The organism is Bradyrhizobium sp. ISRA436 (genome assembly GCF_029910015.1).
Taxonomy (GTDB): Bacteria; Pseudomonadota; Alphaproteobacteria; order Rhizobiales; family Xanthobacteraceae; genus Bradyrhizobium.
In genome coordinates, this window is record NZ_CP094519.1 from 3,712,250 (window position 1) to 3,729,713 (window position 17,464).

23 protein-coding genes are annotated in these 17,464 nt (G+C 64.3%); 8 read left to right on the top strand and 15 right to left on the bottom strand.

Translation table 11 applies throughout. The features are described from left to right. Nucleotides 1–410 precede the first annotated feature (410 nt). The 4 genes from MTX23_RS17600 to MTX23_RS17615 all read right to left on the bottom strand — a co-directional run bounded on the left by MTX23_RS17600 (nucleotide 411) and on the right by MTX23_RS17615 (nucleotide 4,583). The gene (locus MTX23_RS17600) at nucleotides 411–1,448 is read right to left on the bottom strand and encodes an aspartate-semialdehyde dehydrogenase (RefSeq protein ID WP_280977925.1); all 1,038 of its coding nucleotides are present in this window, start codon (nucleotides 1,446–1,448) and stop codon (nucleotides 411–413) included. A gap of 230 nt (nucleotides 1,449–1,678) precedes the next feature. Next, a complete protein-coding gene (locus MTX23_RS17605; RefSeq protein ID WP_280977926.1) occupies nucleotides 1,679–2,302 on the bottom strand; it encodes a PepSY domain-containing protein in 624 nt (207 codons plus the stop codon). A gap of 299 nt (nucleotides 2,303–2,601) precedes the next feature. Next, nucleotides 2,602–3,345, bottom strand: coding sequence for a TetR/AcrR family transcriptional regulator (locus MTX23_RS17610; RefSeq protein ID WP_280977927.1), 744 nt, complete (start codon nucleotides 3,343–3,345; stop codon nucleotides 2,602–2,604). A 98-nt stretch (nucleotides 3,346–3,443) separates the two neighbouring features. Next, on the bottom strand, nucleotides 3,444–4,583 hold the full coding sequence (locus MTX23_RS17615) for a patatin-like phospholipase family protein (RefSeq protein WP_280977928.1): 1,140 nt from the start codon (nucleotides 4,581–4,583) through the stop codon (nucleotides 3,444–3,446). Nucleotides 4,584–4,841: 258 nt separating this feature from the next. Here MTX23_RS17615 and tgt point away from each other — a divergent pair, with 258 nt between their 5' ends. Further along, on the top strand, nucleotides 4,842–5,975 hold the full coding sequence (gene tgt / locus MTX23_RS17620; RefSeq protein WP_280977929.1) for a tRNA guanosine(34) transglycosylase Tgt: 1,134 nt from the start codon (nucleotides 4,842–4,844) through the stop codon (nucleotides 5,973–5,975). Between the two features lie 6 nt (nucleotides 5,976–5,981). Here the strand turns inward: tgt and MTX23_RS17625 are convergent, their stop codons facing one another. Beyond that, nucleotides 5,982–6,197 carry a hypothetical protein gene (locus MTX23_RS17625; RefSeq protein ID WP_280978103.1) on the bottom strand — a complete coding sequence of 72 codons (216 nt, stop codon included), beginning with the start codon at nucleotides 6,195–6,197 and terminating at the stop codon, nucleotides 5,982–5,984. A gap of 227 nt (nucleotides 6,198–6,424) precedes the next feature. On the opposite strand from MTX23_RS17625, the gene cysK reads away from it, so the two are divergent. Continuing rightward, nucleotides 6,425–7,399, top strand: coding sequence for a cysteine synthase A (cysK, locus tag MTX23_RS17630; protein ID WP_280977930.1), 975 nt, complete (start codon nucleotides 6,425–6,427; stop codon nucleotides 7,397–7,399). A 3-nt stretch (nucleotides 7,400–7,402) separates the two neighbouring features. Continuing rightward, a complete protein-coding gene (locus tag MTX23_RS17635) occupies nucleotides 7,403–7,642 on the top strand; it encodes a BrnA antitoxin family protein (RefSeq protein WP_280977931.1) in 240 nt (79 codons plus the stop codon). A 30-nt stretch (nucleotides 7,643–7,672) separates the two neighbouring features. Here the strand turns inward: MTX23_RS17635 and MTX23_RS17640 are convergent, their stop codons facing one another. After that, nucleotides 7,673–8,551 carry a DMT family transporter gene (locus tag MTX23_RS17640; protein ID WP_280977932.1) on the bottom strand — a complete coding sequence of 293 codons (879 nt, stop codon included), beginning with the start codon at nucleotides 8,549–8,551 and terminating at the stop codon, nucleotides 7,673–7,675. Nucleotides 8,552–8,691: 140 nt separating this feature from the next. Between MTX23_RS17640 and MTX23_RS17645 the strand changes: the two genes are divergently transcribed. Beyond that, nucleotides 8,692–9,090: a RidA family protein gene (locus MTX23_RS17645; protein WP_280978104.1), complete on the top strand. Its 399-nt coding sequence runs from the start codon at nucleotides 8,692–8,694 to the stop codon at nucleotides 9,088–9,090. 11 nt (nucleotides 9,091–9,101) lie between these two features. Then, complete coding sequence (locus MTX23_RS17650) at nucleotides 9,102–9,302, top strand: hypothetical protein (RefSeq protein ID WP_280977933.1); 201 nt, start codon at nucleotides 9,102–9,104, stop codon at nucleotides 9,300–9,302. Between the two features lie 63 nt (nucleotides 9,303–9,365). On the opposite strand, the gene MTX23_RS17655 is transcribed toward MTX23_RS17650, so the two are convergent. The 7 genes from MTX23_RS17655 to MTX23_RS17685 form a co-directional block, all read right to left on the bottom strand. Beyond that, nucleotides 9,366–9,920 carry a hypothetical protein gene (locus MTX23_RS17655; RefSeq protein WP_280977934.1) on the bottom strand — a complete coding sequence of 185 codons (555 nt, stop codon included), beginning with the start codon at nucleotides 9,918–9,920 and terminating at the stop codon, nucleotides 9,366–9,368. Continuing rightward, nucleotides 9,865–10,224, bottom strand: coding sequence for a hypothetical protein (locus MTX23_RS17660; protein WP_280977935.1), 360 nt, complete (start codon nucleotides 10,222–10,224; stop codon nucleotides 9,865–9,867). The genes MTX23_RS17655 and MTX23_RS17660 overlap by 56 nt, the downstream gene beginning before the upstream one ends. A 184-nt stretch (nucleotides 10,225–10,408) precedes the next feature. After that, nucleotides 10,409–11,008 carry a formyltransferase family protein gene (locus MTX23_RS17665; RefSeq protein ID WP_280977936.1) on the bottom strand — a complete coding sequence of 200 codons (600 nt, stop codon included), beginning with the start codon at nucleotides 11,006–11,008 and terminating at the stop codon, nucleotides 10,409–10,411. 104 nt (nucleotides 11,009–11,112) lie between these two features. Then, a complete protein-coding gene (locus tag MTX23_RS17670) occupies nucleotides 11,113–12,402 on the bottom strand; it encodes a hemolysin family protein (protein WP_280977937.1) in 1,290 nt (429 codons plus the stop codon). A gap of 209 nt (nucleotides 12,403–12,611) precedes the next feature. After that, the gene (locus MTX23_RS17675) at nucleotides 12,612–12,860 is read right to left on the bottom strand and encodes a hypothetical protein (protein ID WP_280977938.1); all 249 of its coding nucleotides are present in this window, start codon (nucleotides 12,858–12,860) and stop codon (nucleotides 12,612–12,614) included. Between the two features lie 22 nt (nucleotides 12,861–12,882). Beyond that, nucleotides 12,883–13,191 carry a hypothetical protein gene (locus MTX23_RS17680; RefSeq protein ID WP_280977939.1) on the bottom strand — a complete coding sequence of 103 codons (309 nt, stop codon included), beginning with the start codon at nucleotides 13,189–13,191 and terminating at the stop codon, nucleotides 12,883–12,885. Nucleotides 13,192–13,343: 152 nt separating this feature from the next. Next, entirely contained in the window at nucleotides 13,344–13,469 is a 126-nt protein-coding gene (locus MTX23_RS17685) for a hypothetical protein (protein WP_280977940.1), read from the bottom strand. 1,016 nt (nucleotides 13,470–14,485) lie between these two features. On the opposite strand from MTX23_RS17685, the gene MTX23_RS17690 reads away from it, so the two are divergent. Next, the gene (locus MTX23_RS17690) at nucleotides 14,486–15,337 is read left to right on the top strand and encodes a 3-hydroxybutyryl-CoA dehydrogenase (protein ID WP_280977941.1); all 852 of its coding nucleotides are present in this window, start codon (nucleotides 14,486–14,488) and stop codon (nucleotides 15,335–15,337) included. Between the two features lie 172 nt (nucleotides 15,338–15,509). Here MTX23_RS17690 and MTX23_RS17695 read toward each other — a convergent pair whose 3' ends face one another. Continuing rightward, complete coding sequence (locus MTX23_RS17695; RefSeq protein ID WP_280977942.1) at nucleotides 15,510–15,785, bottom strand: hypothetical protein; 276 nt, start codon at nucleotides 15,783–15,785, stop codon at nucleotides 15,510–15,512. Nucleotides 15,786–16,041: 256 nt separating this feature from the next. Between MTX23_RS17695 and MTX23_RS17700 the strand changes: the two genes are divergently transcribed. Beyond that, nucleotides 16,042–16,296: a DUF3551 domain-containing protein gene (locus tag MTX23_RS17700; RefSeq protein WP_280977943.1), complete on the top strand. Its 255-nt coding sequence runs from the start codon at nucleotides 16,042–16,044 to the stop codon at nucleotides 16,294–16,296. Nucleotides 16,297–16,445: 149 nt separating this feature from the next. Next, nucleotides 16,446–16,613 carry a hypothetical protein gene (locus MTX23_RS17705; protein WP_280977944.1) on the top strand — a complete coding sequence of 56 codons (168 nt, stop codon included), beginning with the start codon at nucleotides 16,446–16,448 and terminating at the stop codon, nucleotides 16,611–16,613. Between the two features lie 245 nt (nucleotides 16,614–16,858). Here MTX23_RS17705 and MTX23_RS17710 read toward each other — a convergent pair whose 3' ends face one another. Further along, nucleotides 16,859–17,149 (bottom strand): hypothetical protein, encoded by a 291-nt coding sequence (locus MTX23_RS17710; RefSeq protein ID WP_280977945.1) that lies wholly within the window; start codon nucleotides 17,147–17,149, stop codon nucleotides 16,859–16,861. Between the last annotated feature and the right edge of the window lie 315 nt (nucleotides 17,150–17,464).

Sequence of the window (17,464 nt, forward strand, 5' to 3'; positions counted from 1 at the left end):
CATCATCGCTTCCATCGCTTTGCATTCGCCGGCGATGATGGCTGCTTGCGCAGGGTATGGACGCCCCGTGGACCGCGGTTTATCAACATCTGCGGCTAGCTAGCGCTGCGCGAGGAATCGCGTGCGGCGGGCCCACCATCAAGTGCTGAACGAGGAATGGTGGGCACGCTCGCGCTTTGCCCACCCGACAATCCTACCCGACAATCAAGTCGGCGAATGCAACCGCATTTCCGTCACCCCCGCGCAACGGCTCCGCCGTTGTCGCTGGAGGAGGCTGCGAAGCAGCCGTCTCGAAGGGCGACAGCCCGACTGGGGCCGCGCATCCTTCGAGACGCGCTTTGCGCTCCTCCAGCGACAATGGCTACGCCATTGCGCGGGGATGACGGGTCAGGCATTTTCCAAACTCGCGCTCACGCCGGGACGCGCTCGGGCAACAGCTCGGCGATCTGCACCGCGTTCAGCGCGGCCCCCTTCAGGAGCTGATCGGCCGCGACGAAGATCGAGATCGAGTGACCCGTGGGGTCGCTGAGGTCCTTGCGGATGCGGCCGACGAGGACGTCGTCCTGGCCCGAGGCGTCGATCGGCATCGGGAAGTAGTTGCCGGCGCGGTCGTCGACGACCTTCACGCCCGGCGCCTGCGCCATGATCGCGCGTACCTGATCCTCGGTGATCGGCCGCTCGCATTCGAAGGTGATCGCCTCGCAATGGGCGCGCAACACCGGCACGCGCACGCAGGTGACGCCGATCGCGATCTTCTCGTCCTCGAAGATCTTGCGTGTCTCCTTGATGACCTTGGTCTCCTCGTCGTTGTAGCCGGTCTCCGGATCGATCGCGGTGTTGTGGTTGAACAGGTTGAAGGCGTAAGGGTGCGGCATCACCTTCGGCGTGTAGACCTGTCCGTTGAGATTGGCGCGGGTCGATTCGACGAGCTCCTCGATCGCGGCGGCGCCGGCGCCGCTCGCAGCCTGATAGGTCGAGATGATCACGCGCTTGATGCGGTTCTTCTGATGGATCGGCCACAGCGGCACCAGCGCGGTGATGGCGGCGCAGTTCGGGTTGGCGATAATGCCCTTGTGGTCGCGGATGCGGTTCGCGTTGATCTCCGGGATCACCAGCGGAACGTTCGGATCCATGCGGAAGGCGGAGGAGTTGTCGACCACGACGGCCCCGGACTTCACGGCCAGCGGCGCGAACTTCTTGGAGATGCCGCTGCCGGCCGAGAACAGCGCGATATCGACGCCCTCGAAGGCGCGCTCGGTGAGCTCCTCGATCACGACCTGCTTTCCGCGGAAGTCGATGGTCTTGCCAGCCGAGCGGGCGCTGGCCAGCGCCTTCAGCTTGCCGACGCGGAAGCCGCGCTTGTCCATGGTGGCGATGAATTCGGCGCCGACTGCACCGGTGACGCCGACAATCGCGACGACGGGATCGTTACTCACTTTGTCCTCCATTCAAGATGTGCTGCAGGCAATAAAAAAGCCCCGGACCTTCATCAGGCGGGGCTTCGGGTTGAGATGATGCGGTTCGACCGACTACGCGCGCACGCCTCCCGAGGCCCTGGAGGGCTTGGTGGTTTTGGTCGTGCGTTTGGTCGCGGTGATCATGGGGCGGACTTATGCGGGAGAGATCGGCGTCCGTCAACGGCTTTTGGGCGAAACAGAGGCGGCGGCCGGCTCAGGCATCATCGCCTGCGCGCCCCCGGCGGCTCGAGGATGACCTCCTTCAGATCGGCGCCGCTGACCACGACGATCACAAAATTGAGCCGGCCGCGCTCGCGCGTCATGCCGCCGCTGATCGCCTTTCCGGACGTTGCGTGCTCGGCCACGCGCACGGCATCCGACAGACGGTGCCGAAGGCCCCGCAGCACGACCAGGTTGCTCCGGTCTTCGTCGTCCAGCATCGCCAGCGGCGACGCGGCCTCGCCACCCATCACTTCGCCGGTCGCGGCATTGATGGCGTGCTGCCACACGCGGTCGCGCTGGAGCGTCTTGACCCGGTAGACCGCGGGCTCAGCGCCGCCGTCGAAGCTGACATCCGCCGTGGTGGAGCCGGCGTGCTGCGCCTCGGCGATCGCCATGGCCTGACGCAGCGAGACCTGGGCCGCCCGGAAGCTGTCGATCTCGCGGCGGACCGCCTGAGCATCGAGCTGCGCGCTGTCGTCGCTCTGGAACGGAGCCGCCGCCGCGGCATCCATTGTGGCGATCGCGTGGGCCGGGGAGGCGAAGGGCAGGGATAGCAGCGCGATCGCAAGCAGCCGCGTTCCAAGCACCCGACGCACCAGCCTGCGCAGTCGTCCTGTCGTCATCGTCGAATCCGTACTTTTTGCGTTGAAGCTGTTGCGCGTTGCGCGGCCGTGCAGATCGAGAAAGCGCGGCCGACCTGTTGCGTGAAGGTCGGCCGCCGAACGTCCAGCGGAGTGACGGCGCAGGCTCCGTTGCGGCGATCATAGTTTATCAGGCGACGCGAGACCCTTGGGGGGCTCGTTGCAGTGGGTCCGCATCTCTTTATAAATAAAACCATACGGTGTCGTTTTGTTTTGGTCAAGGACAGAATTGCTGCAGCGCGGAGGTAACCCGATGCGCAACCTGATGCTTTGCGGAACGATCAGCGCGCCGGCCGGCGGCGCGGGTTGGCCTTAGGCAAGATAGGAGCCCGATCAGGCGGTCCAAGGGCTCCGGCGAGAAACAGCCGGATCGAGACCTCCATGCGTTTCTCGGCAGTTCTCATGTCCATCGGGATCCCAAATGTCGCCATCCGATGGGTATGGCCGACCACCATGTTGAGAAATGTCTCGGCCGCGATCGTCGTGTCCTCGAGGTCGAGGGCGCCGCCCCCGACCAGATGATCGAAGAATTCCGCCGTCGTGGCGACGGCCTTCGACCAGCCCTCATCGACCGCAAGCTTTGCAATCTCGGGAAAGTTGATGGCCTGGGCGGTCAGGATTCGGCTGAAGGCGATGGCATCATCGCCGCAGTTCAGCTGCAGCAACTGGCGTCCGAGATCGGTCAGTCGCTGCTCGACCGAATTATCTGAGGCGCTATCGACGTGCATTTCAGCCGCCGCAGCAGCGAGCGGGGCGAGCCAGCGCGCAATTTCGCGCCTGAGCACCGCAGCGAACAGGCCCCGCTTGTCGCCGTATTGCGCATAGACCGTCGGCTTGCTGACCCGCGCGGCCTCGGCGACGGCGTCGATCGAGGTTGCGTCGAACCCGCGATCAAGGAAGAGACGCGTGGCGACCTCGATCAGCCGCTGGTCGCGCTCGATCGCGGCATCCCGGGTCGGCCGGCCGCCGCGCGATTTCGGAATGTTGCGTTTCGTTGCCCTGACCCTAGTAGCGGTCAATCCCATTCCTGTTCATTTGGTTGCGTTTCGGACGGCGTGTCCGGTCTATAACCCGCGGCGGCCGGATTCGTCCATTCGCGGTGCCAACTCGACGAGCCTGTCTCTCATGGAGGCGTCGACGTCCAGGCGCGGCCCGACACGGCCTTCTCGTAGCCGTACTGATAGAGCGCGCGCATATAGGCCGTGTCGAAACCTTGCGAAGCCGGCGACGGATAGTCACGCTCGATGTAGGACAGATGGAAACCCAGCCGGTTGCGCCGGGCGAAGTCGTAGGTCGACAGGATGACGGACCGCGTTTGCGCCTGCGTGATCGCGGAAATGCTTCGCGAGGCGACGTCGATCGTGGAGTTGGATACCAGCTCGAAACCCTGTTCGAGCTTCTTGTTGACGAGGATGTAGATGTTGAAGCGGCGGTTTGCTGGCCACCTGCTGTCCTGGAAGAGCAGGGCGTCCGGCAGCGTCAGGACCGGCGCCGTGACGCCGCCGTCGACATGCATTTCCTGGAAGCGCCGGCCCTGACCCTCGGCGTCGATCATGATCGGCGGAAACACCAGCGGGATGCTGGCCGAGGCGGCCATGACGTCGCGGAACAACTGCAGCGCCCCACGGGTTCCGACGGCGGCGATCCGGCCCATGTCCCAGATTACCGAGCGCTGGGTATCGAGATCGGTAGTGACGATCAGGAGCTTCCGGCCCTTGGCGTTCTCCTGCGCCACTTCGCTCAGGATCTCCGGCCCAACATAGCGCGCCACCAGCTCGCGCAGCCGCGTATTGCCGAACAGGCCGGATCCGAATAACACCCGCATGAGGCTCGGGTCCTGGAGCAGGCTCTCGGCGATGCCGCTAGTGTAGACGTCCTTCAGCGTCTCGTCGTAGCGCGGGCCGAGGAATGCGAAGGGTGCGATCAGGCCACCGGTGCTGACGCCCGATACGACCGAGAAGGTCGGGCGGGTGCCCGCCGCGGTCCAGCCGTTCAGGACGCCGACGCCGTAAGCGCCGTCGGCACCGCCGCCGGACAGCGCCAGATACGTCGTGATCGGCGCGAGAGTCTCCTTGTCGAGGCGGAATTTCGCCGCCGGTTCGTCCGCGTACCGCCGCAGCCCGTCGAGGTCGAGCACGCGCGCATTGGCGGCGTCGGCGGCGGTGTAGGGCGTACGCGCCAGGGTGCTGCAGCCTGCCAGCGCGAGCGCAAGACCGCACAGCAGGGCAGCCCGCGATGTCGTGCGCGCGGGAACTGCCGTCATCCACCGAACGATGCGGGCGGACGCTAGCGCCTTGCCGGCTGAGACCATCGGTCGCTTGTCATTCTCTGAAGCACATCGGGCGCCGAGGGCATCTCATCGCCATACCGCCGTCATAAAACGATACGGTTTCGTTTTGTTTAAAGGAAGGCATCGACCGTTGCAAGCCTCGTTCGGTCGCGCCTGTCGAACACGTCGGCGGCGCCCGAACCGCCGCGAGGCGGGTTGATCGGGCCCCGGCGGCAGGCAATAAGCAGCCGCATGAGTCTTCCCAATCATTTCGAGCTTCTCGCAACCGACGGCGCGGCCCGCACCGGGCACCTGACCACGCCTCACGGGGTTGTGCGGACGCCGGCCTTCATGCCGGTCGGCACCGCCGGCGCCATGAAGGGCATGCATTGGCGCGAGGTGCGCGAGGCTGGCGCCGACATCGTGCTCGGCAACACCTATCATCTGATGCTGCGGCCGGGCGCCGAGCGGGTCGCGGTCCTCGGCGGCCTGCAGCGGTTCACCGGCTGGGGCGGCCCGATGCTGACGGATTCCGGCGGCTTCCAGGTCATGTCGCTGTCGGAGCTGCGCAAGGTGACCGAGAACGCCGTCACGTTCCGCTCACATATCGACGGCACCAAGGTCGAACTGTCGCCGGAGCGATCGATCGAGGTGCAGCGATTGCTCGGGTCCGACATTGCGATGCAGATGGACGAATGCGTCCGGCTGCCGGCCGAGCGCGCCGACATCGAGCGGGCGATGCAACTGTCGCTGCGCTGGGCCGAGCGCTCCAAGCGCGCTTTTGAATCCGCGCCTGACGGCTACATGCTGTTCGGCATCGTCCAGGGCGGCGACGTCCCGGCGCTGCGCCACGCCAGCGCGCGCGGGCTGGCCGAGGTCGGCTTTCACGGTTACGCGATCGGCGGGCTGGCGGTCGGCGAGCCGCAGGACGTGATGCTGTCGATGATCGAGGAGACCGCGCCCGCCCTGCCGGCCGATCGGCCGCGCTATCTGATGGGCGTCGGCACGCCCGAGGACATGCTGGAAGCGGTAGCACGCGGTGTCGACATGTTCGATTGCGTGATGCCGACCCGGAACGGACGCCATGGCATGGCGTTCACCCGGTTCGGCCAGATCAATCTGCGCAACGCCCGTCACATCGACGATCCACGCCCGCTGGACGAGGAGAGCCCGTGGCCGGCGGCGCGCAGGTGTTCGCGCGCCTATCTGCATCATCTGGTGCGCTCGGGCGAAACGCTTGGGGCAATGCTGCTGTCCGAAATCAATGTCGCCTATTACCAGCAATTGATGCAGGGCATTCGCGAGGCGATCGCCAGCGGCACGTTCGAGCAGTTCAGAAACCAGACGCGCGCCGTATGGGCGCGCGGGGACATCACACCGAGGTGAGCTTGGTCAGTTGCAGACGATCGGCTTCACCAAGTGTTTGGTCACGAACCCGTAACCGCAGGTGTCACAGGTCCAGAGATAGCTGATCAAATTCTCATGGAGGTAGGCGGACGCTTCCGCCGCGACCATGGAGTCGGCGCACACCGGGCAGGTTGGCAGATCGTTGCCGCGCGGATCTGGCTTAGACGCGACGGTCGACAGGATTTCAGCAAGCGCTGGCATCGTGACCTCCTTTGCGTTCTGAGCTTCGGTGACGAAAGTATATAGCCCGATTTGTTTGACCTTGTCGCAACACAAATGCGTTGGTTTTACGTTATTTGAGCAGGCTCTGATTTTGCGATGCAACGAATTCCCGATGAGCCGGTTTCTCCCTTGCGCGTCATGCCGCGCCGCATCTAATGAAATGAAGACCGCATTTTCCCAGCGCATCTGGCCACAGGAGCCGCTTGATGGACGCATCGTCGACAACGAGTGCAGTGCAACCCGGACGCGGCCGCGTCTATGACTCCATCGTCGACGCGATCGGCGATACGCCGATCGTCCGGCTGCGCAGGTTGCCGCAGGCCAGCGGTGTCAACGCGACGATCCTCGCCAAGCTGGAATACTTCAACCCAGCGGCCAGCGTGAAGGATCGCATCGGCGCCGCGATGATCGTCGCGATGGAGAAGGCCGGCATCATCAATCCCGATACCGTGCTGATCGAGCCAACGTCGGGCAACACCGGAATTGCGCTGGCCTATGTCGCGGCATCACGCGGGTACCGGCTCAAACTGGTGATGCCGGAATCGATGTCGATCGAGCGGCGGCGCATGCTGGCGTTCCTTGGTGCCGAGATCGTGCTCACGCCGGCGTCGCAGGGCATGAAGGGGTCGATCGCGACCGCGGAAGAGTTGGTGCGCACGACGCCGAACGCGGTGATGCCACAGCAGTTCAAGAACCTCGCCAATCCCGAAATCCATCGCCGCACCACCGCCGAGGAGATCTGGAACGACACCGGCGGCAACATCGACTACTTCGTGGCCGGCGTCGGCACCGGCGGCACCATCACCGGGGTCGGGCAGGTGCTCAAGCCCCGCAAGCCGTCGCTGCGGATCGTCGCGGTGGAGCCCGAGGAAAGCCCGGTGCTGTCTGGCGGCCAGCACACGCCGCACAAGATCCAGGGCATCGGCGCGGGCTTCATCCCTGATATCCTCGACCGTTCGGTGATCGACGAGATCGTCAAGATCAACAGCGCGACCGCCATCGAGACCTCGCGGGCGCTGGCGCGCAACGAAGGGATTCCCGGCGGCATTTCATCGGGCGCCGCGATTGCCGCAGCCTTGCAGATCGGCAAGCGGCCGGAGGCGGCGGGCAAGACCATCCTGGCGATTGTGCCCTCGTTCTCGGAGCGCTATCTGTCAACTGTGCTGGTTGAAGGAATCTGAGACATGGCCGATCAGCCCCGGAGACCGCGAACCCTGAGCGACGCCCGCAGCGAGGCCGAGGCGGCCTTCAAGCGCGCCACCACCAAGGTCGCGGAAGCGCCGCCGAAGGCTGCGGCTATCCCCGGTGTCCGGGAGCAGGTCACGCTGCGGATCGACCAGGACGTACTGGAGTATTTCCAGGAGGGCGGCCCCGGCTGGCAGGACCGCATCAATGCGGCGCTGCGCAAGGCCGCTGGGAAATAGCGCTCCAGCGAGACCTCGCCGAGGACGGAGTCACGCTCTGGCGCGCGCCGCAACCGGCGTGCTCGGTTTCAGGTTCAACAGATTGCCGGCCAGGATCATGGCCGCGCCGAGCACCGTGAAGGCATCGAGCCGCTCCGCGTAGAGCAGCCAGCCAAGGATCGCCGTAAGCGGCACGCGCAGGAAATCCATCGGGATCACGACCGTGGCGTCGGCATGCAGCAGCGCGCGAGCCATGCAGTAATGCGAGAACGTGCCGCCGAACGCGATCACGGCGAGCCAGCCCCAGGTGTGGAGCGGCGGCCATGTCCAGACATAAAGCGCAGGCAGGAGGCTCGCGGCCGACTGCACCACCAGCATCCAGAAGATGATCGCCAGTGTCTGTTCGGTTCGCGTCAGCGACTTCACGACCGTGACCGAGACACCGAAGCCGACGGCCGCGGCGAGCGCGATCATCTGGCCCGGATTGATCTCGCCGGTCGCCGGCCGCACGATCACGAACACGCCGATCAGGCCAAGCGCGATCGCGATCATCTTCCAGACCGTCATCCGCTCGCCGAGAAAACTCGCCGCGAGGATCGCAGTCCAGATCGGCATGGTGAACTCGATGGCGACCACCTGGCCGATCGGGATCAAGGTCAGCGCATAGAACCAGCCGAGTTGCGCACCGAAATGGATCAGGTTGCGTCCGATATGAACGTGGAGGCGCGCCGTTTTCACGATCGCGAAGCCGCCGTTCATCCGGATCAGCGGATAGAGCATCACGAAGCCGAGCACGCCGCGCACGCACATCAGCTGAAATACGCTCACATCGCGCGTCGCCTCGCGGCCGGCGACTGCGACAATCAGCATCAGCGCGAGCCAGCCGGACATCCACAGCGCGGCGCGGGTCTTTGAGGGTGTGCGGTCCATGGCGGGGAATGAGGCGGGGACGGTCCGCCGGTATCGGCGAGATGAACCGGATTTGCAACGTGCAATTCTGCCGATCCAGTGATGCGCCGTCCATGCGATCGGTGCTAAGCAACGGCTGGAATAATCAGGAGGATCTGCTCATGCGTGTCTTGCAACCGGCCGAATGGTCGAAACCCCGAGGCTTCTCGCACGGCGTCGCCTTCGACAGCCCGGGCAAATGGATCGTGCTGGCCGGCCAGACCGGAGGCGACGAAAAGGGCGAATACCAGCCCGACATGGCCGCCCAGGTCGGCACCGCGCTGAAGCGTATCGTCAAGCTCCTGAACGAAGCGGGCGCCGGACCCGAGCACATCGTCCGGCTGACGTGGTACCTGACCAGCCGCAGCGAATATGAGGCCGCTGGCGCGGGCATCGGCGCGGCGTGGAGGGAGACCCTCGGGCGCAATTTCCCGCCCTCGACGCTGCTCTACATCGACGGGCTGGTTGATCAGCGCGCCAAGGTTGAGATCGAAGTCACCGCGTTCGTGCCCGCCGCATAGGATCTGTCACGATGAACAATCTCAGAAAGGCACCAGACTTTCTCTCGGGGTTCGCGACCGGCTGGCCGGAACAGCAGCCCGACATCATGGTGATCTCGATGACGACGGACAAGGGCGTGCACGATTTCGCCGTGAACAAGGAGCAGGCGCTACTGATCGCTCGCACCATCCAGCAGACCGCCGAGAAACTCGCCACGCCGCCCACGGCATAACCCTCGGCGCAGCAAAAAGCCCTCGGGGGATGACCCCGAGGGCTTTTTTGTCGGTGTATCGTTTTACCGTACCAGCGCGATGTTGGCGCCGCGGAACTGGTTGTCTGCCCTGATCGCAACCGCCTGGCGGTTGCCGGTCGTGCGCATCGAGATGTCGGCATTGAAGCCGGGTGCACTGGCAATGACCTGGAAGTTTCCACCGCCGCCGCGACCCTGCAAGTTGCCGGTGACATTGCGGCTGGATTCGCTCCAGGTGCCGGTGACCGCGCTGCCCTCGGCCTGCACATTGGCCGCCAGGTTGAACTTGTACGCATCGCTGGCGCAGGTCAGGCTCATGGCCATCCGGGGGCCGGAGACGTGATAGGTCGCGCGACAGCGAATGCGCTCGCTGGAACCGTCGTCCAGCGTGACGGAGCCGCTGCCGGACCAGGTGCCGGCCATGCCGGCGAACGGGCTGGACTGGGCATGCCCGGCCGAGCTCGCCATGGCCGTCACGAAAAACGCGACGGCTGCGAATGCAGGCCGTCGCGCCTTGGCAAAAAATCCTGACGCTCTGCTGATCTTACTGACGGGACGCTTCCCATCGGCCGCTGCACGGTACGCCAGCTGATGCCCCATTCCACTTCCCCGATCCGGAGTTGCCATTGAGTTGACCGTTCGCATATGCACCATTGATCGAGACTCGCACAAGTCCCCCGCTGCCCACGGTTCCCGAGATCGCCGCACCCGGTGCCGAGATCTTTCCGTCGGTGACGGTCAGGATCGAACTCGTCGACGGCTCGCAACTGCCGGTCTTGGTCACGACTGTGACATTCCAAAGGCCGTCATAGGGCTGCTGGGCGGAAACGGGAGCCGCCGCGACAATGGCTGCGGAGGCGGCGACGGACGCAACAAGCAGGTCCCGAATGCGGGTCGAACGCATGAATCAAATCCCTGTCATTTGATGAGATGGCGCGGCTTATCCGGGCATAATGTGACGAAAATTTGCTGCGTCGCAAGCATCCCGGAAAGTTCCTGTGAACTCAAACACATCATAGTGAACTGGGATGGTGAATTCGGTTCGACCCGGACCACACGATCAGGGACACACAAGGTGTTTTGATACCTTAGTGCTTGCTGCCGGGCAGGCTAGGCGCCTTGGTTGCAAACTGCTCGTCCTGCGGCTTAGCAGGCAGCTCCTTGTAGGTCTTGGCATAATCGATGACTTCGCCGAGTAGCCGCAGGCCGAGCGGCACAAGCGCGCGCTCCCACAGTTCGCGTGCGGTCTCGCCCTTCTTGACGAACACCCAGTCCTGAGCCGCGATCGCGCCGGCGTCCATGCGGTCGGCGAGGTGATAGATGCTGCCGCCGGCAATCGGATCACCTTCCTTGATGGTCCATTCCACGGCGGCGATACCGCGGTGCCGGGGCAACAGCGACGGGTGGTAACCGATGCCGCCGAGCCTCGCTTCCGCCAGTGCCTCCTTGCTGACACGGGCGTGACTATGGGCCGTCACGATCAGGTCGGTACCGGGTGCGATCTCGGACGCGGTCACCAGCTTGGGATGGGCCTGTACGACGACGTCGATGCCGGCCGCCCTGGCTGCGGCCGCCAGCCGGTCCTCACCGTCATGGACGACAACCCTGACGATCGTGACGCCGTGTTCGCGCAGCATGTTCAGGGTCGTCACGCCGAAATGGCGGGAGCCGACAAGGGTAATGCGCATGGGATCAATTCCGTGGGTTCACTCGGACCGCTATGCCGATAGCACAGCATGGCTGTCCTTTTCGCTTTCCTGCCGGTTATCAACAGGGCGGTCGGGGAGCAATGTCAGGCCGGACGCTGGCGGCTCGCCAGGACCTTGTCGATGCGCCGGCCGTCGAGGTCGATGACCTCGAACTCCCAGCCCTGCGCGGCGACCCTGGCGCCGACCTCGGGGATCGCTCCGAATGCATGCAGCAGGAAACCTGCAGCCGTCTGGTAGGGCCGCGGCGAGGGCAGCGCGATGCCGAGCAGCTCGGCGAATTCGAGCGCGGGCATCCAGCCCGAAATCAGGTAAGAGCCGTCGCCGCGCCTGACAAAGGCCGGTTCGGCCGGGCCCTCCTCGGTGTGGAAGGCGCCGACGATGGCCTCGAGAATATCGAAGCTGGTGACGACACCCTGAAAGGTGCCGTACTCGTCATGCACGAGGCCGATATGCACGGCGGAGTCGCGCAGGATCGCGACCACGTCGCGGGCGTCGACGGTCTCCGGGATGATCGGAGCATCGCGCGTCAGCGCGCGGATGTCGGGCGAGCGGCCGTCGAGATAGACGTCGAGCACCTCCTTGGCCTGCACGATGCCGAGCGCATGGTCGCGATTGCCGTCGAACACCACACAGCGCGAGTGCGTGCTCTGCTGCAGGGCCGCCAGGATGTCGGATGCGGGGTCGGACAGGTCGACCAAGCTGACCTCGTGGCGCGGCGTCATCACGGCGCCGACCGGAAGATCGCCGAGCCGCATGACGCCTGCGATCATCTCCTTCTCGCCGGGCTCCAGCACGCCGGCGTTCTCGGCCTCCACCACCAGCGTCTTGATCTCGTCCTCGCTGACCCGGTCCTGCGGGTCCTCGCGATGGCCGAGAACCCACAGCAGTGCCTTGCCGGAGCGGTCGAGCAGCCAAACCAGCGGCAGCGACAGTTTCGCCATCAGCGTCATCGCCGGGGCGACCTTCACCGCGATCGCCTCGGGATCGCGCAGCGCGATCTGCTTCGGCACCAGCTCACCGACGATCAGCGAGGCATAGGTGATCACACCGACGACGAGGCCGACTCCGACCGCGTCAGCGATGCGCGGCGATAGTCCGACGTCGAGCAGCCATTGCGTCAGGCGCTGGCCAAGCGTCGCGCCCGAGAATGCACCCGACAGCACGCCGATCAGCGTGATGCCGATCTGCACGGTGGAGAGGAATTTTCCGGGATCGGAGGCCAGTGCGAGCGCGAGGCGCGATCCACCGATTCCCTTCTCGACCAACGCCGCAAGCCGCGCCGGGCGTGAAGAGACGATGGCGAGTTCCGACATCGACAGAAGGCCGTTGACGACGATCAACACCGTCACGACCGCAAGTTCCAGATAGAGCACGAGAGTCCCTGAGAATAGGCGGCGTTGGCCGCGGCACCACCGCGGAATATAGGCATGCTGGTGCGGTTCTGCTGTGCCTTGCGCGGCTGCCGCGAACAAGCCGTCAGCGCGTATGCCCGCATGCGCGGGCGGTCGCGGCATTTTGGCGCGCCTCGCGCCGATCGGTCGCCAGCGCGCGCCAAGCGCCCCGGTGATGAGAGCCCGCGAGGCTAGCTCCAAGCCAAGAGCCGTAGCGCCGGCATCGCGAACGTCTTGGCAGGCGCGGCCGGCGGCTCCGGCGGCCGCTCGGATGCGGCGTGCAGGTGCATGCGCAAATCGGCGCTGCATTGCTTCATCTGGTTGCGCAATTCGCGGCGGGAGAAAGCGGTAAGCGAGGGGTCCCCGAGCTGCATCCAGGCACTGCGCAGCCATTCCTGCAGCGCGCGAATATTCTGATCCAAGGCTTCGGGCTGGGTCATGCCGCCAAACCTCAAGGAGTGATCAGGTGTGAAGTAACGCTGATTCGCGTCGTTCGCCTAGCCAGATTGTTGTGCGGCGTGTTTGCGACGTGCGGATGCGGCAGGCGGATGATGCGGCCGTCCGCGCAGCGTCAGCCGACCGTGTCGGGCCGGGAGCGCACGAGATCCAGCGCACCGGAAGCGCGAGGCAGACCGCAGCGGTCATCGCGAGGCGGCGGATCTGCGCGCCGGGCAGGTCGAAATCATCGGCGACACAGGCAAGCATGATCGCTGCGTATGCGGCAATGCAGACTGCGACGATGATGGTCGCGAAATCGATCTCGCTGTCCATGGCCAGCACCGAGTCGTTACGCGGCCGGTGTAGCGCAACTGACGGCCGCCGGCTGTGAGATGGCTCACGGGCAATGCGCGTGTTTGCCTAGTGTGATCGGACCCGTCTGACAAGGCTGCCAGCAATCTCACCGATGGTCCATGGTCTCCAGACTATTTCCGGGCCGGCAGCTTGACCGGCACGTGGCGCGAAGTGCTCACCACGCGCGGGCTTCCGTCAGGATAGGTTTGGCTCTGGAGCAGCGTCTCAAGAAGCAAAATGAATTTTTCGGCAAGCATGGGCGTAGCCCTCGTCGATCATTTCCTTTAGTCGCGGCACTCGCCCTAAAAATTCGATCAACTAAACGCGAAGCGCGCCGGCTTCCCGATGCTGCAGCGCCGAGGCGTCAATGTGCAATCCGGGAGACTGCCGGCCACGCCGAATCGCGGTCGCCACCTGCCGGTGGCAACCGCGACTTCAATCCGCCTTGCGACGCGTCGGAGGTCTAGTTTGCACTTGGCTCCGACAGGAACGACTGCCGTGACTGCGCGCGGCAGGAAACCGAGCCAGGGCCTTGCGACAATCCTTCAAAGCGCCAAAGCGTAATCGGCGCCGTGACTCCGCAATGTTCGCAGCGCAAAGGCGCGCCGCCGACCAAATATCGACCACGTCGGAACGCCTCGGACGAGGCAGGCTCCTTGCAATGCGGGCAAGCCAAGGACAGCTTGCTCGTCTTCCACCAATGAATCAGTTGAAACACCGCACCCCTCAGCGTTTCAGATAGCCAACACTATAACAAACTAGCAACGTTTGGGCTCTCGTGGAAGTCGCGAGAGGTGGCATTTCGGTTCCATTTCGTGTGGCGCAACACCATCTGGCGGAGAGCAAGTGTGGACGCGTCGGGATAGTTAGCGAATCGCTAAACATCGACCTTGCACAGGACCGGCCCGCCACACCGTTCCTTCAAGGATGGACGCTAGCGACGCGGCCATGGACTGGGATGAAGACATCGACGAGGGTGTTGCGGCGGCGATTCGCAGCAGCTACGGACGGCAGGCTTGGTGGATTGTCAGGCTCAATCGCATGCTCGAGCCGTCTCGTGCCGCCGAGCCGACGCGGCCCCATGTGCCGCCGCGGGGAGCCGTTCTGTCACGGCAACCAACGCCGCCGCGCCCCAACTAGCGCCACCACAATACCAGATTCCCCTGTATCGGCCGTCCGATCGGACTGCTATGCATGCGCCATCCGCGGAGCGAAGCTCCGCATTGTTTGACGATGCAGCCGCACGGCGGCGCGAGCGACAAGGACGAATGCAATGATTGAGACGGTTGGCATCATCGGGGCCGGAACCATGGGCAATGGCATTGCCCAGGTGTGCGCAGCGGCGGGGCTCGGCGTCACGATGGTCGACGTCTCCGACGCTGCCGTGCAACGCGGCCTCAAGATGGTGGGCTCGAGCCTCGATCGCTTGGTCAGCAAGGAGAAAATGACTGCGGCGGATCGCGATGCCACGCTCGCGCGCATCACCGCAACCACCGACAAGGCGAAGCTCGCCGCCTGCGATCTCGTCATCGAGGCTGCGACCGAGAACGAGGACCTGAAGATCAAGATACTGAAGGATCTCTGCGCGACGCTGAAGCCGAGCGCGCTGGTCGCAACCAACACCTCGTCGATCTCGATCACCCGCCTTGCGGCCGCGACCGATCGTCCCGACCGCTTCATCGGGATGCACTTCTTCAACCCTGTTCCGGTGATGGCACTGCTCGAACTGATTCGCGGGCTGCAGACCTCCGCCGACACCGTCGCCAAGGCGGAGGCCTTCGCCAAGCGGGTCGGCAAGCTTGCGATCACCGCGAAGAACAGCCCGGGCTTTGCCGTCAACCGCATCCTGTGCCCGATGATCAACGAGGCGGTCTTCGCGCTGCAGGAAGGCATTGCGACCGCCGAGGAGATCGATGCCGGCATGAAGCTCGGCTGCAACCATCCGATCGGGCCGCTTGCGCTCGCCGACCTGATTGGGCTCGACACCATGTTGTCGGTGATGGAGGTGTTCTACACCGGATTCAACGATCCCAAATATCGGCCGGCGCCGCTGCTGAAGGAGATGGTCGATGCCGGTCATCTCGGCCGCAAGACCGGGCAGGGGTTCTACAGCTACGCCAAGTGAGGGCTGCCGCGCGGCGACCACCGTAGTCATCCGGAATGGATCGCGCGGCGAAGCTGACCTAACACACCGCTCGTCAGACATCTGATCCGCCACGTGAGGCGGGGGACACATGATGCGAGGCCCGGTCTCCTAGGCACACCGCGCCTCGTGCTTTTCTAGCGGTGGCGAATGCTCATTGCGCCGACGCGACCGGCGTGACGCTGGTCTCGTCCGGGTCGAAGCCGAGCAGGCCGACGAGATATTTGTAGTATTCCGGCATCTTCTCCTTGAGCTTGGCGCGCGTGTAGGGCTCGTGCGCGGAGTCCGCGCCGGCCCGGAAGATGCTCGCCGTCACCGCGAAGAACTCCTGCTGGTTCTTCAACGCGTAGGCTTCCTTGGCGAACAGCTCCTTCGACTTGGCTTCGCCGAGCAATTGTTTGATCCCCTTGTTGTCGTAGCCGTTCGGCATCAGCCGGACGTGATACCTCTCAAAGCCAGACGGAGTCGACGTTGCGGCACTCAGCGTCTCTGAGGCTTGCGGACCGGCAAGCGCCGGGCTGAACGCGAATCACGGGATCATTGAGGCAACGAGCGCGCTGCGCATCCAGGCGCGTGCGGCGCGAACTGTCCTCACAGCTTGTTGAGGCCGTGGCTGGAAACCTCGCGGATCCCAGGTCCGTACCTTACATCAACGCAACAAGGCTGACGGAAGAAGGAACGGGACCATGCGCAGGACGATTTGGGCAATTCTGGCGTTCGCGGCGCTCGGGACCGGATCGCTCGTCGGCTCTGCATCGCCCGCGGCGGCCCGTGACTATCCCTGGTGCATCCAGGGCAAGCAGGAGGGATATCCGGGCTACTGCGGCTTCCAGACTTACGCGCAGTGCGAGGCGACTGCGTCGGGCCGGAATGCCTATTGCGGATACAATCCGCGCTTTGCGTTCGGCCAGTCACGGACATCGCAGTGGACGTTCCGCTGAACCGGATGTCTGCGAAGCGTGAGCAATCAATAACAGCCTGCGGGATGGCAGCGGAAATGGCTGCGGCGACGGACGGTGGCCGCGGTGCCGATTGACATGACGTTCGCGTCGCAGGTCGTATTGATCAGATATTCTGCATTGGAGAGCACATGGGCGACGTCGTCCGGTTCACATCGAAGTCGGAACTCGAGCGAGCGCGGTTGATACGTGAGGCCCGCGCAAACTACGAACGCGTCTTTCCGTCGACCGATGCCGGCAGCGCGCAAGCAGATTCGTCCGAGAGCAACAACGCAAGCCAGGTGTCGTCCGATCTTTAGCGCGCGTGCCTCGTCTGCGCGTTGGCATCGCCAGTCCTCGGCGATGCCGGGGCTGTCACGGAAGCGCCCTCGCCACCACGCTTGTTCGCACTGCTGAGATCGGTCGGGCCGCGTCGGACACGATGATGCGCGATGCCCATCTGGACGCTCCAGATACCGAACAGCAACGCGGTTGCGAGGCAGGCTGCCAGAAAAGCCCAATCACGTTTCTTCATCTGGTCGAATACGTCCACACCAGCGCCGCCTTACTCGCGGCTTCTTTTGAAGAAGCGCTTCGTGGCCTCGATCGCCTCGTGCAGAAACGGAGACAGCGCGAAAAATGCGCCCATCCCGACCGAGACGATGATGTGGCGCAGCGAGACCTTCTCGTCATCCTCGAGCGGATAGGCGGTCTTGTCGATCGGTGCAGGCGCGAGGTCTCTGCCGGCCTGCGCCGCCGGTCCCGACCGTCGCGGCTTTTGCGGCGGCACTATCACGACCACAAAGAGGACGTTCAGCAGCAGCCAGATTCCCAGAAGGATAAGCAACGTTCGCACTGCACTGGTCCAAAAAAGGCGAACAAAAACAACAAAACAACCGCTAACTTATCTGCTCGTGCCCGGGGCTGCCACAGTTCATTTTCCGATGACACATCATTTTCCGGCTCCCCGGCGCATGCGAGAGGTTCGTCGCCTGACGGGCTCAGCCATGGCCGCTTCGTCAACGCGTCGTTGGTTAGATAAAGTGACCATCCTGAAACAAAAAGCGATGCACTGGAAAGGCGCAGCGCCAGAACTGGCGCCGCTCCTGACCATCGCTTTAGCCGTCTTAAGCATATGGTGCTCTGCCCATACCTCGGGACTTCAACCGAA

Bases quoted from the DNA above. Each gene is read 5' to 3' on its own strand.
- MTX23_RS17685 (WP_280977940.1), bottom strand. From the start codon at position 13,469: ATGCTTGCCGAAAAATTCATTTTGCTTCTTGAGACGCTGCTCCAGAGC.
- cysK (WP_280977930.1), top strand. From the start codon at position 6,425: ATGGACGCATCGTCGACAACGAGTGCAGTGCAACCCGGACGCGGCCGC.
- MTX23_RS17695 (WP_280977942.1), bottom strand. From the start codon at position 15,785: ATGCCGAACGGCTACGACAACAAGGGGATCAAACAATTGCTCGGCGAA.
- tgt (WP_280977929.1), top strand. From the start codon at position 4,842: ATGAGTCTTCCCAATCATTTCGAGCTTCTCGCAACCGACGGCGCGGCC.
- MTX23_RS17675 (WP_280977938.1), bottom strand. From the start codon at position 12,860: ATGACCCAGCCCGAAGCCTTGGATCAGAATATTCGCGCGCTGCAGGAA.
- MTX23_RS17680 (WP_280977939.1), bottom strand. From the start codon at position 13,191: ATGGACAGCGAGATCGATTTCGCGACCATCATCGTCGCAGTCTGCATT.
- MTX23_RS17625 (WP_280978103.1), bottom strand. From the start codon at position 6,197: ATGCCAGCGCTTGCTGAAATCCTGTCGACCGTCGCGTCTAAGCCAGAT.
- MTX23_RS17640 (WP_280977932.1), bottom strand. From the start codon at position 8,551: ATGGACCGCACACCCTCAAAGACCCGCGCCGCGCTGTGGATGTCCGGC.
- MTX23_RS17665 (WP_280977936.1), bottom strand. From the start codon at position 11,008: ATGCGCATTACCCTTGTCGGCTCCCGCCATTTCGGCGTGACGACCCTG.
- MTX23_RS17635 (WP_280977931.1), top strand. From the start codon at position 7,403: ATGGCCGATCAGCCCCGGAGACCGCGAACCCTGAGCGACGCCCGCAGC.
- MTX23_RS17705 (WP_280977944.1), top strand. From the start codon at position 16,446: ATGGGCGACGTCGTCCGGTTCACATCGAAGTCGGAACTCGAGCGAGCG.
- MTX23_RS17605 (WP_280977926.1), bottom strand. From the start codon at position 2,302: ATGACGACAGGACGACTGCGCAGGCTGGTGCGTCGGGTGCTTGGAACG.
- MTX23_RS17655 (WP_280977934.1), bottom strand. From the start codon at position 9,920: ATGGGGCATCAGCTGGCGTACCGTGCAGCGGCCGATGGGAAGCGTCCC.
- MTX23_RS17610 (WP_280977927.1), bottom strand. From the start codon at position 3,345: ATGGGATTGACCGCTACTAGGGTCAGGGCAACGAAACGCAACATTCCG.
- MTX23_RS17700 (WP_280977943.1), top strand. From the start codon at position 16,042: ATGCGCAGGACGATTTGGGCAATTCTGGCGTTCGCGGCGCTCGGGACC.
- MTX23_RS17650 (WP_280977933.1), top strand. From the start codon at position 9,102: ATGAACAATCTCAGAAAGGCACCAGACTTTCTCTCGGGGTTCGCGACC.
- MTX23_RS17615 (WP_280977928.1), bottom strand. From the start codon at position 4,583: ATGACGGCAGTTCCCGCGCGCACGACATCGCGGGCTGCCCTGCTGTGC.
- MTX23_RS17645 (WP_280978104.1), top strand. From the start codon at position 8,692: ATGCGTGTCTTGCAACCGGCCGAATGGTCGAAACCCCGAGGCTTCTCG.
- MTX23_RS17660 (WP_280977935.1), bottom strand. From the start codon at position 10,224: ATGCGTTCGACCCGCATTCGGGACCTGCTTGTTGCGTCCGTCGCCGCC.
- MTX23_RS17690 (WP_280977941.1), top strand. From the start codon at position 14,486: ATGATTGAGACGGTTGGCATCATCGGGGCCGGAACCATGGGCAATGGC.
- MTX23_RS17600 (WP_280977925.1), bottom strand. From the start codon at position 1,448: ATGGAGGACAAAGTGAGTAACGATCCCGTCGTCGCGATTGTCGGCGTC.